This window comes from Photorhabdus sp. RM322S, from assembly GCF_042879395.1.
GTDB lineage: Bacteria > Pseudomonadota > Gammaproteobacteria > Enterobacterales > Enterobacteriaceae > Photorhabdus > Photorhabdus khanii.
In genome coordinates this window covers 1-20625 of the sequence record NZ_JBHFKW010000045.1, presented here as the reverse complement: position 1 = coordinate 20625, position 20625 = coordinate 1, and the positions used below count along the sequence as shown (strand labels likewise).

Sequence of the window (20625 nt, the reverse complement as noted above, 5' to 3'; positions counted from 1 at the left end):
CACATTATTTTATAATAAAAAATCACAGCCACTCGATCACTACCTCAAATAACTTGCCTGATTGTCGTTTATATGCGACAATTTATTCAGTTAAAGATGCAGAGGTAATCAATGCGATACCGGATTGAACGCTATCAGGATAGACAAGGGAATGTCCCTTTCACCGACTGGATAACGAAATTAAGGAAGAAACACCGCCAAGCCGCCGCAAAAATAGATAACCAGATAGACAGAGCCGAAGCTGGAAACTTTGGAGATCACAAATTTGCACGGGATGGCGTTTGGGAAATGCGAATAAATTTTGGAACAGGTTATCGAATCTATTATTCGGTGGAAGGAGAGGAAATCGTTATTCTTCTTCTTGGTGGTGACAAAAAGACGCAAGATAAAGACATAGATACGGCAATTGAGTATTTACAGGACTACAAGGCGAGGAAACCTAATGAAAATGAGCAAAACTAAAGAGGCTAATCCTGTGGCAACTAATGGCAACTTTTCGCGTTCAGTCGATCACGATGCAGCCATGATTGCAGAACTGAGAGCCGATCCAGATTACGCAGAGATCTACTTACAAACTGCATTAGAAGATATTTACGAAGAAGGGGGTATTCCTTCGTTTTTAACCGCACTTCGTCGTGTTGTGGAGGCTCGCGGAGGCATAGGTGAAATCTCTAAAAAATCGGGTTTATCTCGTCAGCAACTCTATAAGACGTTATCAGAATCTGGCAATCCGACGCTCTCTACGCTAACAGAGATAACCAGAGCAGCAGGTGTCCGACTTACTTCTTCGATTCACGCATAAAATCCCTGCGCAAATCGAAAAACCGTTGCTACGCAACTGATTATGGAAGGGCTTATAGGCGACAGTGTGTTTTTCACTCAGACACATGCCGTTAAATTGCCGGTGCAGGTCAGCGATGGAGGTGCAGTTTCCTTTGCTCAGTGCGGCAATCAGACTGAGAACTAGAGACTGTGGTCCAATATTTCTGAGCCGTTCCATAAAGCCACATCGGCGGGCGGTTTTTTCAAGAAAAACGTCATTGAAGAATGGCATTAACTGAAGTTTTGTGGGGATAATTGTCATCGGCTTTATTCTCTGATCTCGGTATTTTGTTTGGCGACAATTATCAGATCATAAATAAAGCCTTTTTTCTAGCTAAAATAACCGGTTGGCGCTAAAGATCCTGTTTATGATACGCCGATAAAGTATCAGCGTTAATGGGACATTTGTTCAAGCTCACTCTGGCTCAATCCGGTGGTTTTCATTATCGTTTCACGATCGATTCCGCTGTTCAGCAATGCATGCGCGATTTTTAGAGTTGCCTCTTGGCACCCTTCCTGACGTCCTTCCTGACGCCCTTCCTGACGCCCTTTCTGCTCCAGTTTCTGCGCTATTGTCATCAGTACCTCCTCATACCTCGGGGACTGTTCTGCCAGTCGCCGGATAAAACCCTCTGGATCGGCGGTATCTCCCACCTGTAATAAGTAGTTTAACATGCTTTTTAGCTGTTCATCCGTATAGTAATCATACGTCAGCAGCATAACCAGTTCTTGCAGTAACTCCGCCATATCTCGCTGCCGGATATGCTTTTGCACCATTTCCAGTAGCGCAACCCGTTTGTGCGTCAGGATTTCATCGTCCGAAATTACCGTCACATCTACCAGCGGGAATGCGCCGGAATAGATTTCCTTCGCCAGGGCCGGATCATCGAAGCAATCGAGCCAATGGGTACTCCACGGATACGGCTGTATTTTCCCGTGATAGAACAACACCGGAATGACCAGCGGCAATTTTTCATGTCCCTGCTCCAGATGCCGTTGCATTGCGGAAATACCGTATCGCATCAGCCGGAATGCCATCATCTTGTCCGGGGAACTCTGATGCTCAATCACGCAATATACGTATCCGTCACCCTGCGCTGTTTTTAACGAATACAGGATATCAGAATAATGCGCACGCAGATTATCTTCAATAAACGACCCTGATTCCAACCGCAGTGTATCCAGATCACAAACTGCCCGTAATGTTGCAGGCAAATGTATCTCCAAAAAGTCCCTGGCAGTATCAATATGACCTAAAAACTGTTTAAAAACAGCGTCATGTGGCGTTGGTGTATTTTTTCTCTTCATCGGTGAATGGTAGCATACTTTCTTTTATATTGAAGGAATATTAAGCAAGAAACCAAGCGGATTGAGCAGCAGAAATAACAACTGCCACTTCAAACAATGGCCCACCTGTTCTGTGAGCCACTTTTATTCTTATTACAACTTTTTTCTTATCTTTTACTTTTATTATAAAGCGTTAGTCAGGCAAACTTCCCCTTGCCGATGGTGGTATCTGTCCACGCCATTGCAATAGTGACTTTCGCCTTACTATCCAGATTCTCAATAAAACCATTATCCCCCACTGTCGGGGCAAAACTGCTCATAGCCTGAATCAGAGAATCAACCGCATTATCTGATAATGCCGTAAATTCACGCTCTCCTGATGCATCTTTATTACCCATTTGAGCCACTAATTTGGCGCGATGACCATTAAAGTAATCATGAAAGGTGACTGACCCCACCGATTCAAATATACCCTGCGCGGTTTTATCCTGAGCAGGACGATTTACCGACAACACCAAATCGTATCCGCTGCGCTGGAACCACAGGTTTTGCCAATCAACACCGTTAAACAGGATCATATCTTCTGCGCTAATATCGCTAACCCGGTTATCAATCACCGCTGTGCTAACCACAAAGCTGTCTGCACCCGTGCCACCCTGGAAGCTGTTCTGATAACCGCCTAATACCAGCAGATCCTGACCTTCACCGCCATCAAACTGACTGAACTTCGAAATAGCCGCCGCTATCAGGTGATCATCACCTTCTCCACCGTTGATTACCGCATGGTAACCCATCAGTTTAACCGTATCATTGCCCAAATAACCGTCGACCCGGTTGTCATTACCAAACACCCTAGCAAAGTCATTGCCTTCACCCAGGTCAACCCGGTTGTTATTGCCGATGGTCACCACGTAATCCTGCCCTTCCCCGGCATCCACCCGGTTATAATTGCCGGAGGTAACAACGTAATCCTGTCCGTTGCCGGCATCAATAAAGCCGCCCTCACCAAAGACAAACGTCTGGTCATTCCCTTCCCCCATAAAAACATGGTTAATACGTCCGGCCACCACTGCGGTATCATCACCATTACCGCCAAACATCCAGTTTTCACGCCCCATCAGGACGCCCAAATCATCGCCTTTACCACCGGCAAAGATATTGGAAGTTCCCTGCGAGTAATAAACATCATCACCACGTCCTCCCCAGAAATTGTTGTTATCGCCCAGATAAGCACCGAGATCTTTACCGTCACCACCCCAGTTAAAATTATAATTCCCCAACGATACATGAATATCGCCATCACCTTGCAGATGACCACCGTTACGCAAGAAATCAAACGTTTTCTGCTCCATATTAAGCAAATCAGTCGTCAGATTTTTTTTCAAATCAGTGATTAATAATTTCATTTCTGTTTGCTTATCTTCGCTGAACATCGTTGCAAACAAATTAGGTAAATTCAGCGAATTAAAGCCAAATGCCCGTTCTGGTTTGTCATTGTTCTGAACATTCGCTCCGTTGATGCTCACCGAAGATCCTTGTTCCTGATTTTCATCAGGCGCTTTTTCTTTCAGACCATGACTTTCCGCAAATGACCTGACGCCCTCTTCTCCCATATCGATGCCCGCTTCCAAACTATCAAGCAACCTCTCTGGATGAGTGAAAGTTTGCAGTTGATCACCGCTAAATTCCCCAATCACCTCCAGCATCTCTTGCAAAATAGCCTCGCCATCAACAGGCTCGCCGGTGCGGGAAACAACTTGACCCTTCGCAGTGTAATTCACCCCAAAGATATCCCCTAAGGTGGTCTCTGCTCTGATACTCGCCAACCGGCCAACCAGCTTATTCTTAAGCTGACGCGGCAAATCCTGTGGATTATAAGTAAAGGTGGTTTTCGCCATACCGGTTGCCGAGTATTGCTGGGTCATCAGGCCAAACAACGAACCCAGGTTAGTATCCAGAATCGACTGAATATGGTCACCGAACATAAAGTTCCAGTTACCGGTTGTCACCTGGATATCCGCCCCCTGACCACCTACGGCAAAGTTAAAAGCCAGCTTCTGATTGGCCTGACGGAATTTATCCACACGGCTCATTTTGCCCATATCAGAGCTATTGCTATTTTCACCTAGCCACTGATTAAACGTCTTGTTCAGTGTTAATTCGGCGTCATACTGCAAGCCCCGGCTGCTACGCTCATGTTGCGAATCCAGCTCAACCAGCGTGTTGTATTCCACGCTGCTGGTTTGGTCTAAACCAGACATATCCTGAACATATTTCCTCGCACCGGCGATTGTCCACTGCTGATCTTGCGCCGCTAACCAATCCTGCTCTTCACCGGAGCGGGTAATACCTTGCAGTACACCAGCAATGCGCGCAGGACCATCAAACGGGTTAACCAGTGGTGGCGTCGGAATCGATTTATCCACCATCACAATCAGGTCATTACTGCGGCCTTGGTTGAAGCTCACATTACGATTACCGATAAACATCTGCGCCCCTTCAAGCGCTTGGTAACCGCCGATATCAAAACTCTGTTTGCTGTCACCATCACCAACGTGAACCATCACATTATTGTCACCGAAAGCCAGCGACTTAAAGCCACCGGTCCCCACTTTGATGCCCACATTCGACGTCCCCCAGTTGAGCGCGGTAAATTCTCCCTCACCGACATTCACCTGAATGTTGCCGGAGTAACTGAGCTGATTATTCGATTGATCGTTTGTGTTAATATTTTTACGCTTCTCTGGCTTAACGAAAATATCAGAATTATCCGCAATCGCCCCTTTAGTCACCGTGTCAGCCCCGGTATGACCGACCCTGGAGAGGTTGATATCACTTTCGGCAACCCCTCGAATCACCCTTTCCGTGCTGGTCACCAGTTCACCTTGTTCATTCCATCTGAATACGATTTTGTTATCAGGCAGGTTGTTAACCCATTGGTTATTTTGGTCACGGGTGAATTTACGGCCCGTTGCATCAACCGCCACTTCGCTACGGCGAGCTGAAACATCACTGTGAATACCTTGCTTGTCCAACGCTGTAATAAAGCGACGGGCAAAACCATCCTGCTTGTCATCACTGATCAAAGAACAAGCCACAATGCTGATATGCTCAGGCTTTCTGATTACTTTTTCGCCCAGTTTAGCGTTTTGATGAAACTGATTCAGTTTCGTCGCCAGTTCATCGGCACTGTAGCCACTCAGATGAATGTTATTTTTATCCGAGGTATCACGTCCATGACCGACAATCTGCCAGCGTAATTGTAATTTTTCAGATAATTTAGACAGGTCACCATAAACAACACGATATTTGCCAGTGGAATCAAGTTGAACCACCACGCTGGAATCCGGGTGTTTACCGGCCAGATTAGCCGCGGCTTTAGCGGCTACCGGATCATCCTCCATCTGAATAATAATCTGACCATCAAAGCGAGTTTCACGGCCATCAGTTTGTCGCGTCACCTTCTCCGTTTGCCAGGTATCAAGGGGTTTATCCTGATAACGGGTATCGTCGGTAATCGCAGGCTCTGACCCCTTATTGTTGCCGGATAGCGGATCTAACTCTGTCGCCGCAGGATGGTTTTGCGGTTTCGCCAGAACATGCTTTTCATAAAATTCCTGAGTTTCTTTAAAAGCGTTATCCAATGCCGGGCTTACCCATGCCTTACCTTCCTCTCCGGCAATATCGAACAGATCCCGATAATTGGCAGTGTAGCGGTTCAATACCCGCTCACGTTCATCACCTGTTGCCTGTAACGCCTTGTAAACAGCCAGACTTTCGTTGATGGAATGACCACCATCAAATACCAGAAATGCCAGGGTATTGAGATAACTCTGCCCGGTCGGGAAGTCAGGCTGCTTACTGGCAATATAATTATTGAGGTGAACCATGATATTGGTCGAACCAGACGCACCGGTCACGACAGAGTGCCCTTGGGCTAACGCATTACGCTCAAACTCAGTTTCCCCTCCGGGGACCAGAATACGCCCGGCTGCGACCTTTCTGCCGTACAGGAAATCATCATGCTTGTCATTCGCAGGCTGGTAGGGCAGCGCCGTACCATAATCGTTGGTCTGTTTTTCCGTTATTTCAACTTTGTACGTGACATCAGCCCCGGTAGTCAGTTGGGAACGGGTCGAACGAGCTTTGGTGATAACATCCTCATAGAAACGATCCCCTTCAATCTTCCAGACTGCACGATCCATCCCCATTCCGGGGGTGATAGCCATTTTTACCGCCAGAAACGGCACTTTAATCACAGCATAACCGTCATCGACCTTCGTCATCATCGTCTTGAAGTTGATAAAAGTCGGCTCGTCCAGAAATGTGGTTAATTCAGGTACCCGGCTAAACCAGGGGCGGAAATCCTGATTGATAGCCCTGGCAAAAAGTCGCATTTTAGCTGCAATGTGCTGGTCACGCACAACCTCATCCGGATAATAGCCACTTATCCACTGTTCAAACTCCTGCACCAAAAACTGGCCTGTCTGTTCAGCCGTGTCTCTGGCCTCCGGCGGTGCCGTTTTCACCCATTCATAAGCCAGTTCAGAATCAAAATGACGACCAAACAGGTTGTCAATATATTGTCCGGTCGCCTTTTCCTTGTGAGCATCGGCCAATAACTGTTGAGCCAGAGAGTGCAATTCGGGATGTGCCTGCAACTGGGTGGCCGCATCCTCAAAGAATTTGATGGCTTCCTGTTGTGTCACTTGTCCGGTAAGCCAAAGATTTCTGGCTCGTTCAACCAGAGGCATGCCTTCTGGGATAGCCGCCTGTTCCAATCGGCTGACGAAAATAATGATACTTTCACCTTCAGTCTTTGGCGCTTCCCGCGCTGCAACAGAGTTAATCTGAGTCAATGGCTTGATTTGCAAATCAGTGAGACGGTCAATTTCGCTTTGCGCGATATTCCCTTTCAAACCCACCACGCGCCCGATCCCATCAAATGAGACTTGCTGTTCAAACTGTGCAACCTGCTCAGGTGCCAGAGTCATCCCAAGGATCCCCGCGGATTCGGCTCTCTTGGCCTGAAGATGAGCAACCAGCTCCCCCATCTCAAAACGCAGGCTTTTCACCAGCTGACTGCGTTGGGTGAATTCTTTGGGATCATGCTGTTGCCAGTGAGCCAGAGCAGCTTCCAGCTGCAACACATGTGGTTCATCAAGCTGTTCAGCCGTTTTATTGAAAGCCTCACGCACTGCCACCAGCGCCTTACTCGGATTATCGACACGTATTTGACCAAAATTTCTCTTGGTAGAATCAATAAACCCTTTGTTTCCCTCACTCAATAAGAAAGGCTCAAACACTTTCAGCACATAAGACCGGGATTGACTCTTAGCTTCCACAGAAGTTTGCCCCAACCCTTGCAGATTGATTCCCGCAATCACCGGTGCTTTTCTGATGAGTTCCCTTGACCCATTTGAGGTTGGTGCCACAATGCTATCGGATGATGTTTCAGTAAACATTGAAATGATCGAAGCACCGGTATTTGTTGAGCGTTTACCCGTGTTGATTTGTAGCCGATTGATCGCTTGTTGTGCATTATTCAATGCGGCCAGATCCTCTTCTGTCAGTCCTTCGTTGATCCTACCACCGGCTTCCGTGTTTAACGCCGGATTGATACGGCGCTTCGGCTCTACCATACCGGTTAATCTATAAGCTTCCCCAGATAAGCCACTGCCCGTCGCCCCGATACGCTCTGGTTTGGCGTTATCAGCCTGCTTTACGCCTTTCGCATCAACCCGCGCCTGAATAGCCTTATCTACTGCCGCTGTACTATCACTTTCACCCCGTTTTTTGGCTTTTTCATACGCGGCATAGGCGTCACCCTCGGCTGCTTTTGCCCGCTGAAGCTGTAACCCTGCTTCTTTCTGTCTGAATTTCGCGTTTACCCGCGCTTTGACAATATTGTCATCTGCGTTCTCAATATTCTGGTGGCTTTTTACCAAACCAGCCTTTGATTGCCCGATGGCTTTTTTGACTTCTTGTCGGTTATCAGTCAAATGCCGCTGTGCATCACCTAATTTTTTCTGGGCAATGAACCTGGCTTCATTTAATTTACTCTGAGTACTGTTCAAATAGCCAACAGCAAACCGATTACGCCACTCATCACCTGATTTGCCGTCATAATCCGCATAGCCATTAAGCAAGTTCAGGCCTTGAGTCACGGCAAACAGTTCCTTTGTGACAGCCCGTGACTCTTCATTGACTGCGTCACGTTGTACTTGCCCATTAGTATTCAGCGCGTTTTGATCGATTGATTCCAGTTGGGACTGCGATTCCAAAATCGCTTTATGCTGCTTGTCTCTTTCTTGTTCAAGTCTCTGACGATCAACTTCAACTTTTTCTTTATCGCTTAACGCATTTTGCGCAGCTTTATCTTGTTTCGCATGGTGGGTAACCGCATCAGCTTGGGGTGATACTCCATTCTGAGCTAAATCGACATGATCTCCGACATGCAAGGCATTCTGGATAACCTCGGTATCAGGCGTCTCAGCCTGAGTTATCGTGCCTCTCAATTCTCTGCTCAGATCTGAACGAACTTCATCAATTTCATCCATCTGGAAGCCATCAATGGCAGAAACTTCCACTAAGTTAATCGCGCCCCTGCCTTTATTCGTCCCAGACGTGCTGGCCTCATTACCGTGGACCAGATAGTTGATCGCATGACTTGCCTCTACATTTAACACGGTCTGTTTAATACTTTTAAACAGCAAAGAGAGATTGTGGCTTGACGTATTGCTTTCCGCGACAGCAAAGCTGTAGAAATCGCCATTACCCACCTTAATCGCCACGTTATTGCGGGCATAAGAGGCATTGATACCCAGACCATCACCAATATGGATATTGGCATTGCCTTTACCTTTCATGACCGCAGCATTAAGACCATTGCCAACTTTGGTATTAACGTTATATTCGCCCCACACTGCGTTAACCGAAACACCCTCACCGACTTTGGTATTCACGTTAAGATCGCCATGCGTCACCGTCACACTTAAACCATTACCTACGATGGTTGTAATATTGGCTTTGCCTTTTGCCGCCGTCACCTGCATGCCATCACCCACTTTGGTGACGATATTGCCTTTACTCCATAAAGCATTAAAGCTACCACCCTCACCCACCTGGGTCACCACGGTGCCATCACCTTTGGCAAGCACCACATTACACCCATTGCCGACCTTGGTAATGACATTCGCGTTGCCCCAGGCTCCCGTGTAATCATCACCGTTACCAACATGGGTGATAATATGACTATTCCCCTGAACCACCGTGACTTCCCGTTTATCACCGATTTTAGTAATGATATTCGCTTTACCTTTAGCAAAGTTGTAACGCTCGCCATCTCCTACTTGAGTCAGGATATTGGCTTCACCCCAAACAGCGTTAACCCCCGTCCCCCTACCCATTTTAGTGATAATATTCGCGTTGCCTTTGGCGAAACCAACCGTTTTGCCATTACCTACATGGGTCATGATATTCCCCACATCGGAGATCAATAAACCAACCGTCGTGCCATCACCCACTTTCGTCAGAATATTGCCCTTGCCAAGCAGTATGCCAGCCGTTGTCGAGTCGCCCTCGTGAGTGACAACATTAGCCTTAGCTGCGGCCACAACCCCCATAAAATCATCACCCACTTTGGTAACAATATTGGCCTCACCCAATGCCAGCACGCCGGTTAAACCATCACCGTAATGGGTCATAATGTTCGCTTTACCAAACATTGCGGCCAATGTTGTGCCATCACCCACCCTGGTCATCACATTCAACTCACCAGCAAACAAACCAATACTTGCTCCTTCCCCATCATGTGTGTAGATATTCGCTTCACCAACCATCAAGCCGATGGTCAGCCCATGACCAACTTTCGTCAGGATGTTGCCTTGCCCGATCAGCGCCGCAAAGGTTGAGCCATCACCTATATGCGTCATAACATTGACATCACCAATCATCGCGGCCAGAGTCGTGCCATTACCCACTTTGGTTGCGATATTAGCTCTTGCCAACATCAGGGCAACGCTCATTCCATCACCAATATGGGTAAACACATTACCAGCGGCTATCATCAATGCCAGCGCATTGCCATCCCCCACTTTGGTAAAGACATTACCCAACCCACCCATCAGCGCCCAAGCATCACCTTTGCCAACATGAGTAAAAATATTGCCTGCACCCATCATGGCTGCAATCGCGGTTCCTCCCCCAATTTTAGTGAAGATATTGCCCGCAGCCCCCATCACACCCAGTGTCTGATAGTCACCAATATGGGTAAACACATTACCAATACCGAACATAATGCCGGTAGTATCACCATCTCCTACCTTGGTCAGAATATTGGCACCACCCAACATCACACCCGTCGTACTACCGTTACCAATGTGGGTAAGAACGTTCGCACCACCGCCCATCACCGCAACAGCATCACCTCTGCCTTTTTTGGCCAGAATATTGGTGCCGCCCAACGCAATGGCTGTGGTATCTGATATTTCATTATCACCAGAGATATGGGTGATAATGTTGGCACCGCCGAGCATACCGGAAACCAGATAACCCGCCGCGAGCTTGGTCAATACATTGGCGCCCCCCACCAATACCGAGGAGACTTTCCCTTTACCTTTCTGGGTCATGACGTTAAAACCGCCGGCCCCTAACCAATTCGCGCTGCCATCACCTATTTGGGTATGGGTGTTGTAACCTCCCAGCATAATAACCCGGCTGTCACCATTACCTTGATGGATCGAGATATTGCCAATCGCCAGAAGATGAGCCAGATACCGCCCGTCACCGATCCGAACCAGCACATTTGCTGCACCACCGGCATCAACGTCCATTTCTCCATGCCGGCTTTGATGAACAAGGACGTTTGCCAAGCCCGCGCCACGAAATGTCAGATTGCCCTCTTCACCACTTTTCACAATGACGTTAGCGCCACCCTCGCCCGCAAAATAAACATTGCCATGTATCACACTGGATTTAATAACGTTCCCGCCACCCACACCGCTGAAATTAATGTCACCGGTGCTGTCACCGATGTCTGTGGGTGATTTCACCAATTCCTGGTGACGATATTCTTCTGTATGTTCTAAATGCTCAGAGACACGGCGCACCGCATTAACTTTATATTGCAGCTTAGTGAGTGAATATCCCCCAGGCTCCATCGGGCTATAACCGCTTGAGAGTGAAAAATCTTCATTAGCCAGATCATCGGTATGATCGCCGGTTTTGTACCACGCACTGGCAAAATATTGCAGTGCACCGGTGTGAGGATCATTTTTCAACTCAACCTTCACCACTTTGGTGTATGACTCAACATATTTGGCATAAACATAAGTGTTCGGTTGACAGTTCGATTTCACCGCTGAAACATCCAATATCGAACCATCAGAATGGATTGCCCGCCCATGCATTTTGGCATCAATCAGTGTGACATCTTCTGCTTTGGCGGTAGTTCCACCCGCATAAGTTACCCAATAATTTTCCTGCAAATCTTCCTCAACGGTATGCCGAATAATAACGGGTTGATGATGTTCAAAGATTAAATTGAAGAGGCGGTAGCCATCATTGGTGCCTATATCGATAAATCCATTACTTGAAGAAATATCTTCCACAGCAAGATTTTCAAGGTGATTGCCCTGTTTATACCAGGAGGTCACGTAATAACTGAGTTTACCCGTTTCAGGATCGTTTCGGAGCTGAACTTTGCTAACCTTAGTGGATATTTCGTCGGCAAACGCAAAGAGATAAGTATCAGATTCAGTCGTTGATTTAATACCGATGACTGACTGGGATTGCTGAATCTGACTTCCTCCCATTATCGCCGAAGTTAATACGATCTCTTCGGCTTTAGCATATTCCAGAGCATCATCACGGGAACCGTTATATTCGCCTATTCTCGATATTTCATTGTAAGCACCGGCACCGGTGAAATTGATATTACCATGGGCGATATCAGAATAAATTTGGTTATAACCACCCACACCGGCAAATTCGATATTACCGTGGGTCTGTTCATATTTATCTCTATTTTGGCGCAGGCGTTCAATGCGGTTTGATGCCCCTGCACCATGCAAGATAATATTGCCCTCCCGACCTTTACGTATAATGTGGTTATCAGCACCTGCACCACTGAAATTAATATCACCGCTTTCAACCCGCGAACTGATGCTATTTGCCGCCCCTCCACCATCAAACTCCACATCACCGTGACTTTTCTCATAGTGATCATACCAGGTGCGGTCAATTTTATTGCCGGCACCGGCTCCGGCAAAGCTTAAATTACCCTGGTTAGTTTCGTGCCATAATTCGTTATAACCGCCGACACCGTTAAAAATCACATTACCGGATTGCCCTTTACGGGTCAGGCCGTTATAAGCCGCAACACCGGAGAAATTCAGGTCACCGTGACCACCCCGGTGATCCATAAAAACGCCACCTGCCGCACCCGTAAATGAAATACTACCATCACCACTTTTATCAATACCTGCGTAACCTGCGGCACCCTGTACCGCCAGATTACCTTCAATATCCACGATTTTTAAATATCCGGCGCCACCATCGACTATCTTGTTGCCAGAATCGGCATAGATTGTTGCCCCAAGTGAGCCTAGGGTAATATGATCATCTCCTCCTTTAGCATAAACAGTTCCCGCCACTCCAATAGCAACAATATTATTACTATCATCATCATCGTAATATTTCCCAGTAAAGAAATATTCTGTACTGCGATTTGATGATTTCCCCATAAACAATCCTTTAATTTAGTTGAGGTTAAATAAAAAAACCACTGCATCTGGCAGAGATAACAGTTGTTTTGAGAAGCTAATTTCCCGTGGACGATACAAACCCTTTGACCTTTCCACGGCAAAAAACAATGACAACAATCAATCAGATCTTTTTTAATATAATTTGTTCTACTTGAGATTGATTGCTGTTTTCAGCTATTACTCCATTTCTCAAACTATTCTTTTTTAATCAATGGAATAAAGAGAAAAGACGCTGTTGTTATAACTGACATCATCGATGATTTATTCGAATTTTTTAAACATAATTCTCTCCCAAGAAGAAATTTATTCACAAAGACCATACATTATATAAAAAAACATTAAGCTCAAAGACATAATGAGCTTATATATCTATAAATACGATCAAATGAATAAGCAGAATAAAATAATATAGAGCAAAAACTCAAAATCAATATTTACACACAAGAAAGTCTATTTACCCCCCATATATTGCCCCATATCCCCACATTGATGCTAAGAACGCAAATAAGACAATAAAAACAACATTAAACCATAACGCAAAGAACACATAATTTATTGTTTTTATTTAAATTATTAAATAATTTTTCATAAATCAAATTAATAAGGACAAACTATTTACATTGTTATACACCCAATAGATTTCAAGTTGCAGCGCGGCGGCAAGTGAACGCATCCCCAGGAGCATAGATAACTATGTGACTGGGGCTTGTTCATTGAATAATTAGATATTTTCATAGGCTTAACGAAGTCGTCAGTTGTTGCTTCAAGCCTGATCCGAACTCTGTCCTGGAAAGAGAGAAAAATGATAGAACAGAAAAGAACTTCATACATAAAACAAGATAAAAAATTGATGCATAAGTCACATTTTTATACCTCATGAAACCGATTACATGAATAAGTAACACTCATCACATTCCATTCGAAACAAATTCATTATCTTATTGCAATAACCCATGTGAAACTGGATGTTAAATAAAATGGATGACTAATCTGGCACCAGACATACTGACAATCATAGCAATGCGATGACTTCTGATTATGGGATAGCTCACTCTAGAACGAATTACTGTCTTTGTTCATTACTGGAATGTTTTTTTATTTATATTCAAATTTTTTAAGGTCACATATGAGTCAAATTACCCCTCAGTTAACAAATATGTGGGATAAAAGTCATGAATCATGGTTTGTAAAAGATAAAGAATTCCGTTTCATATATGCAAATCCAGTGTTTATTAAAGTAAACAAATTACCTGAAAATTTTAATGTTATAGGATATAATAATAAAGAATTATCTACACCGTTTAGTAATTTTGCTCACCTTTTTGAAGAACATGACCGTAAGGTTTTACAGTCTATGCAAAAAGTATCATCTATTGGGATTTATCTGCCCGATAATGGTCCAAAACTTAAATACTATTTTTGTGACAAATACCCATTAATGGATGAAAATAATCAATGCATGGGGATAATTGGTCATATGAAAGACATAAATCATTTTTCGCTATACAATTACATTAAAAATGACTCATCTGCCTCTGTTAGACCTAAGCTGCCTAATAATATCTTGACGGCGAAAGAGTGGATAATCATTTTTCTATTCTGCCGTGGCGTCAGCAATAAATTTATCGCCAATGAAATCAAGGTTTCATGCCGTAGCTTAGAAAAATATTTTAAAATCATCTATGATAAATTATCCATTGGATCAATGACTGAATTGAGGTTATTTTGCAAAGAAAATAATTATGATCTCTATGTTCCCCCCAAATACTTTCAAGCTACAGGCCATTTTTTGCTATAAAAGATAATGCCTGCCCCCCTACACACCCTGCCATTTAATCAGCTTTCCCTGATTAAGTGACAGGGAGAACGGGTCGTGTTCAATACATGCCAATTATGACTAAACCATTCATCAAAGATTATTCAAATAAGTCCGATTCATGTTACTTGCTTGCAATGACGTATATCAATCCTTTCATGATAATCTGAATAAATTAGGCTATGATCCCTCCACGTCACATTTGTCATTGATCACATAAACTACTGAGGAAAGGAATATGGCTACAATGAAAGACGTAGCACATCAAGCTGGAGTATCCGTGGCCACCGTAAGCCGAGTCATCAATAACACAGCTTACGTCGAACCGGGTACTCGTGAACGTGTCGAAAAAGCCATGCGGGAATTCAACTACCACCGAAATCCTGCTGCGCTTGCCCTGGCAAAAAGATGCGGGGATATGTTGGGCTTACTCACCGGTAACCTGGCTGATCCTTTTTTTTCCCGTTTAGCACGTGGAGTTGAAGAAATTGCCCGCAAGAAAGGGGTAAAACTGATGGTTTGCAGTGGTGGGCATCAGGCTGAACTCGAGAAATCCGCCTTAGATTTTTTAATCAATCAAGGGTGCGAAGCGATAGTGGCACATACCACTCGAATGAGTGATACAGACATATTGCGTTATGCAGCGCATACGCCAGCCTTAGTAATGATTAATCGATATTTCCCTGCAATCGCCAACCGATGCATCTGGTTAGATAATGTTAGCGCTTCGCAGGCTGCTACTCACTACCTTATCCAAAATGGTCATCGAAAAATCGCCTATGTAACGACAGACCTGCCTATTGATGATAGAAAACTCCGCCTGGAGGGATATTATTCTGCAATGACTCATGCGGGTATCACCGTACCTGGCAATTGGGTTATCAGCGCTCCATTTGACGAAAAAGGCGGAGAACTGGCAGCAGAAAAGCTCTTGAACAGCGGCATCAACTTTACTGCCGCAGTGACATTCAACGATGTTATGGCTGCCGGCATAATGCGAGCCCTGCATCAACGGAAAATCAACTTACCGGAACAACTGTCGATTATTGGGTTTGATGATATTGTTCCGGCACGATATCTCTACCCCTCTTTAACGACTGTACACTACCCAATAGAGAGGATGGCACGACGGGCGGCGAATCTGGCGTTACAACTCAATGCCCAGGAAGAACCCGCCCCACAAATGAATATGTTCTCAGCCGAACTCGTGATCAGAGATTCCGTTTTTTCCATAGGATAAAGAAAAGCATCACAGACAAAACAAGCGTAAAAAACGATACACAGATCGCATTTTCACACCTCATGAAACCGATTACATGGACAAGTCACATCTCTCACATTCCATTCGAAACAACTTTATTATTCTGTCTCAATAACATATCCGGAGCAGGGATTTTAAATGGACGACAAAAAGAAGCTTAATCTGGGACTCGCTATATTGCCGATCATAGCAATGCTCTTACTTCTGATTATTGGCTATGGTCAACTGGGACTGCGCATTGAATCCTTATTACTCATATCAGCAGGAATAGCGGCGGCCTTAGCGTATTGGCAAGGCTATCGCTGGAATGACATTATTGATTCCATTGTGGCAAAGCTAACCAAAGCAATGCCGGTGATCATAATACTGATTTGCGTCGGGGGACTTATCGGAACCTGGATGATCAGCGGAACCATACCTTACATGGTTTACTGGGGGTTAAAACTGATTAACCCGCAATATATACTCATTACCGCCTTCTTTATCACGAGCGTTATCTCAATCTGCACCGGCACATCGTGGGGGGCAGCCGGAACGGTTGGTGTTGCCCTGATGGGGGTAGCGGCAGGTCTTGATGTGCCTTTGGCTGCCGCCGCAGGTGCGGTTGTTTCAGGTGCATATTTCGGCGATAAAATTTCACCGCTATCTGACTCAACTAACTTCGCTGCCATCGTCACCGACACCGATCTCTACAGCCATATTCAACACCTGATGTATACCACTATCCCAAGCTTTATTTTAGCGGCGACTGTTTATCTTATCGCTGGTCATACAAGCTCAGTAGGTAGCGTCGCAACACCTGAAAAAGTCACAGACATCATTCAATCTCTTGAAAGCCTGTATCACTTCAATTTATTACTGATTTTGCCACCGATACTGGTTTTGTGGGGTGCAATAACAAAACGTCCGGTGATACCCGTTATGTTGGCCGCATGTGCATTGGCTATTGCGATCGGCATAGGTCTTCAGGGATTTACACTTAAACAAGGCCTTAATGCGTTGATAGATGGCTTCAATCTCTCAATGTTCTCTGAGCAGGGACACAACATCACTGGAGTCGTTAGCGACGTCCCACGTCTGCTCAATCGCGGTGGCATGTTCTCAATGATGAGCACCATCCTGCTGGTATTTTGTGCCTTCTCGTTTGCCGGTGCTTTGGCGCTCACAGGTGCCCTGACCCTCATCATTAACCGGCTTCTGCAAGCTGTTCACACAACCGGGCAACTTATCGCGGCAACCGTAGCCACAACCATCCTTGTGACCGGTGCCACCTGTGACGGAAAACTGGCTCTCCTCATCCCGGCAGAACTCTTTAAAGGTGCCTATCGCCGCATGGGCCTGGATAATAAAAATCTGTCACGGACAATAGAAGATGCCTGTACCGTCATTGAGCCACTCATCCCATGGACTGCCGCAGGCATTTACATGGCGACGACTCTGGGTGTCAGTACGCTTGAGCTGCTGCCCTGGGCTATCCAGTGCTACGCCGCCGTCTTTTTTGCACTCATTTATGGCTTTACTGGTTTCGGTATTGCAAAAGTAACACCAGCAAACCCCTTGAAGAATAAGGAAATTCAACATGAAACCGCATGATTTCAATCAAATCATCGATCGCCACAATACGAGCTCTGTTAAATGGGACTTTTTAGATCGTTACCTGCAATTGAACCAAACTGATCTTCTGCCAATGTGGATTTCTGATTTCGATTTCCAATGTTCGGAAAAAATCCAGCAAGCGCTACACACTCGAGTCAACCACGGCATTTTCGGTTATAGCGAACGCGACGATAACTATTACCAGGCAGCAATAGACTGGTTTTCAAAACGTCATCAGTTGACCTTATGCCGGGATTGGTTCACGTCAATAGAAGGTGTCATACCTGGGCTGGCTTTACTGATCCAGATGTTGAGTAAACCGGGTGAAGGCGTCGTGATCCAAGGACCCTACTATGGCTCATTCGCCAAAATCATCACCATGAACGACAGGGTGGTGGTTGAAAATCCCCTCCTTGAAAATCCGGACGGTTATCAAATTGACTATGATCATTTAGAGCAGATGTTGGAGCAACACAGACCGCCTTTGCTCCTGTTATGTAACCCACACAATCCTACTGGCCGATGCTGGGATCGCGACGAGTTGGCCCGGCTATTGACGCTCTGTAAAAAGTACGGTGTCACGGTAATTTCCGATGAAATTTGGGCTGATTTGATTTTACCTGGGAAAACATTCACCTCGGTACTGCATCTGGGGAACGAATGGCATAGCAACATCATTGCCGCCACCTCAGCAAGTAAAACATTTGGACTCTCATCACTTCGCATATCGAACTTTCTCATTCCAGATCCCGACCTTCGGCGTGCCTTTAATGATCGATTAAACGCCCACGGATTAGATGTATTTAACTCACTATCGATGACTGCGGCCACAGCAGCATATCAACATGGAAGTCTATGGTTTGACGAGCTACAACATCACCTGGCAGAGAACCGCCGCTGGTTGGAGCAAGCAATCGCGCATACTGTCCCTTGGTGCCGAATGACCAAAGCCGAAGGCACATACCTGGCTTGGTTAGATTGTCGCGCTTTAGGTCTGGATGACGATGCTCTCCAGTCGGCATTGTTACAGAAAGCGAAAATAGCCGTTTCAATGGGACGGAATTTTGGTGATAGGGGAAAAGGGTTTATCCGGATAAATTTAGGTTGCCCTCGTCAGTATCTTGAAAAGGTGATCACCGGTTTAATTCAATTAACACCGTAAAATAAAAATACAATATTATATCGGCATCCGATAATGGCGAGATAATGGCAAAAAGCCGGATAAGTAGCGCAATATATCACCAAACCGCGCTTATCCGGCTGTATTCTTTTGTGCCCAGATCAATATCAGCCGCGAATGCGCTCGTAATGATTAATAATTTTCGATTAAATACCATCAACTGTACTCTGAAAAGTTGCATTTATTGGGTTAAATCTACTTTGATATAAAAAATTTAATATTTTCGGCATTCGCGCCTTTTAAATGATTAGGCAGATAAGGTAAATGTAAAATAAATAGAGTATAAAATCGCGGATAAATAAATCAAATAGAACAGGGTAAACAAAGTCAATCATGCCTTGTGTTTTATTATGGGTAGGATTTAAATGGTTATTAAAAGTCATTTTTTTAACTGATGGTTTTAATCGGTATAAAGGTTTAACCATTTTTAATATCGGATTTTTATTAAGTTTAATCATCATTGGATTGCGTTTAATGAACGCGGATTATATTCACTTTATCTTTACTGATGCTGTTAAATAATTGGTGAGAAAGCGCTTTAATACCCATTTATTCGGAGAGTATTCTTTTACGTGTGGATTCTTTTCAACTTGCGATTAGAAGGTTAATGATTTTCGATTAAATGTAATTAACTGTTCCTTCTAAAAAGTGGCCTTTATTGAATTAAATCTGTCCTTGATATAAAAGCTTTAATACGCCAACATTCTGGATTTTAAATGATTATGGTAGATTAGGTAAATGTAAAACAAATAGAATATAGAGTTTCGGATAAATAAATTAAACATAACAAGGTAAACAAAGTCAATCACGCCTTGTGTTTTATGATGGACAGGATTTAAATGATTATTAAAAGTTATTTTTTAACTGATGGTTTTAATCGGTATAAATTTTTAACTGTTTTTTACCCTTTTTACCTCTGATTTTTTGTTAAGTTTAATCATCATTGGATTACGTTTAATGAACGCCGATCATATTCATTTTATCTTTATTGATTCTGTTAAATAACCGGTGAGAAAACTCTTTAATACCTATCTATTCGGATAATATTCTTTTACATGTGATTTCTTTTCAATTTGCGATTAATGATTTTAGATTAAATACAATTAACTATCATTTTTATAAAATAAACCACTTTCTTCATCTTCATACTGCCCACAGAAGGCCGAAAGATCTTTTGGATTTTCCGACCTTATTTAATAGACAAATTACTTCAAGTTCTTATTTATCTCATTTAAAATTTCTTTAATTAAATTAATTTCATCAACACTAAATCTTTTGTCATTCATATCTATTTTTTTCAAAATAAATCTAATTTTCATTAAGATTTCGGTAGCGGTTGAACTATATTCAATAGAACTGGTAATGTCTTGAGATATATTCAACATTCCGTTATCTTTCATCAAGATAGCTAATATTTTTGATTGTGCGTAAATATCATATTTCATATTTAAAATATACTAAATGTTTTTATATTAACAGCATTTGGCGGTACTACAACTTCAATACCTCCCCCTAAATTCTTCCCAATACTAGGAGCAGAACGAGTAATAAAATTAGCTCCGGGTTTTAATTCTCCTGTCATAATAAAGTTGCTCCTAGTAATGTTTTCTTGAGGTATTCCATATTTATTTGCATAACCTGGATTATATGGATGTTCCAGTGCCCAAAATTGTGCTCCAACAGCCTCACTTCTACCCGTTGCTCCTATGCGATAAAGCGTAGCTCCATTCTCAACTTTACCTCTTGCCGCTAACGCAGTTGCAGCATTAGATTGAATAGCTGGGCCATATGGAGTTTGAACTATATTTTTACCAAAACTTGATGATTCTCTGGCTGCTTTACTCGCTGCAATATTATCCAGAACACGCTGTTTTATTACCGGACAAGCTACTAACCC

The 20625-nt window shown here is 44.2% G+C and carries 9 protein-coding genes and 2 pseudogenes; 6 read left to right on the top strand and 5 right to left on the bottom strand.

The annotated features are described in order from the left end of the window. Window positions 1–111 precede the first annotated feature (111 nt). Both ACGF63_RS19420 and ACGF63_RS19415 read left to right on the top strand, forming a co-directional pair. Window positions 112–462, top strand: a complete 351-nt coding sequence (locus ACGF63_RS19420) for a type II toxin-antitoxin system RelE/ParE family toxin (RefSeq protein WP_132355298.1) — start codon at window positions 112–114, stop codon at window positions 460–462. After that, window positions 449–802 carry an addiction module antidote protein gene (locus tag ACGF63_RS19415; RefSeq protein ID WP_387632746.1) on the top strand — a complete coding sequence of 118 codons (354 nt, stop codon included), beginning with the start codon at window positions 449–451 and terminating at the stop codon, window positions 800–802. The genes ACGF63_RS19420 and ACGF63_RS19415 overlap by 14 nt, the downstream gene beginning before the upstream one ends. Window positions 803–820: 18 nt before the next feature. Here the strand turns inward: ACGF63_RS19415 and ACGF63_RS19410 are convergent. The 3 genes and pseudogenes from ACGF63_RS19410 to rtxA all read right to left on the bottom strand — a co-directional run. Further along, window positions 821–1084 (bottom strand): annotated as a pseudogene (locus ACGF63_RS19410) (IS4 family transposase); the annotation flags it as partial. 131 nt (window positions 1085–1215) lie between these two features. Further along, window positions 1216–2130 carry an Rpn family recombination-promoting nuclease/putative transposase gene (locus ACGF63_RS19405; protein ID WP_387632742.1) on the bottom strand — a complete coding sequence of 305 codons (915 nt, stop codon included), beginning with the start codon at window positions 2128–2130 and terminating at the stop codon, window positions 1216–1218. Between the two features lie 176 nt (window positions 2131–2306). Further along, a complete protein-coding gene (gene rtxA, locus ACGF63_RS19400) occupies window positions 2307–12854 on the bottom strand; it encodes an MARTX multifunctional-autoprocessing repeats-in-toxin holotoxin RtxA (RefSeq protein ID WP_152961606.1) in 10548 nt (3515 codons plus the stop codon). Window positions 12855–14001: 1147 nt separating this feature from the next. Here rtxA and ACGF63_RS19395 point away from each other — a divergent pair. From ACGF63_RS19395 to ACGF63_RS19380, 4 genes are all read left to right on the top strand, one after another. After that, window positions 14002–14673, top strand: a complete 672-nt coding sequence (locus tag ACGF63_RS19395) for a PAS domain-containing protein (protein ID WP_036843296.1) — start codon at window positions 14002–14004, stop codon at window positions 14671–14673. 256 nt (window positions 14674–14929) lie between these two features. Then, on the top strand, window positions 14930–15931 hold the full coding sequence (locus tag ACGF63_RS19390; protein WP_036843295.1) for a LacI family DNA-binding transcriptional regulator: 1002 nt from the start codon (window positions 14930–14932) through the stop codon (window positions 15929–15931). A 159-nt stretch (window positions 15932–16090) separates the two neighbouring features. After that, on the top strand, window positions 16091–17545 hold the full coding sequence (nhaC, locus tag ACGF63_RS19385) for a Na+/H+ antiporter NhaC (RefSeq protein ID WP_387632739.1): 1455 nt from the start codon (window positions 16091–16093) through the stop codon (window positions 17543–17545). Beyond that, window positions 17532–18710: a MalY/PatB family protein gene (locus tag ACGF63_RS19380; protein ID WP_152961604.1), complete on the top strand. Its 1179-nt coding sequence runs from the start codon at window positions 17532–17534 to the stop codon at window positions 18708–18710. Before nhaC ends, ACGF63_RS19380 begins: the two co-directional genes overlap by 14 nt. 1223 nt (window positions 18711–19933) lie before the next feature. Here ACGF63_RS19380 and ACGF63_RS19375 read toward each other — a convergent pair. Further along, window positions 19934–20173: a hypothetical protein gene (locus tag ACGF63_RS19375; RefSeq protein WP_036843288.1), complete on the bottom strand. Its 240-nt coding sequence runs from the start codon at window positions 20171–20173 to the stop codon at window positions 19934–19936. A gap of 2 nt (window positions 20174–20175) precedes the next feature. After that, window positions 20176–20625 (bottom strand): annotated as a pseudogene (locus ACGF63_RS19370) (hypothetical protein); the annotation flags it as partial.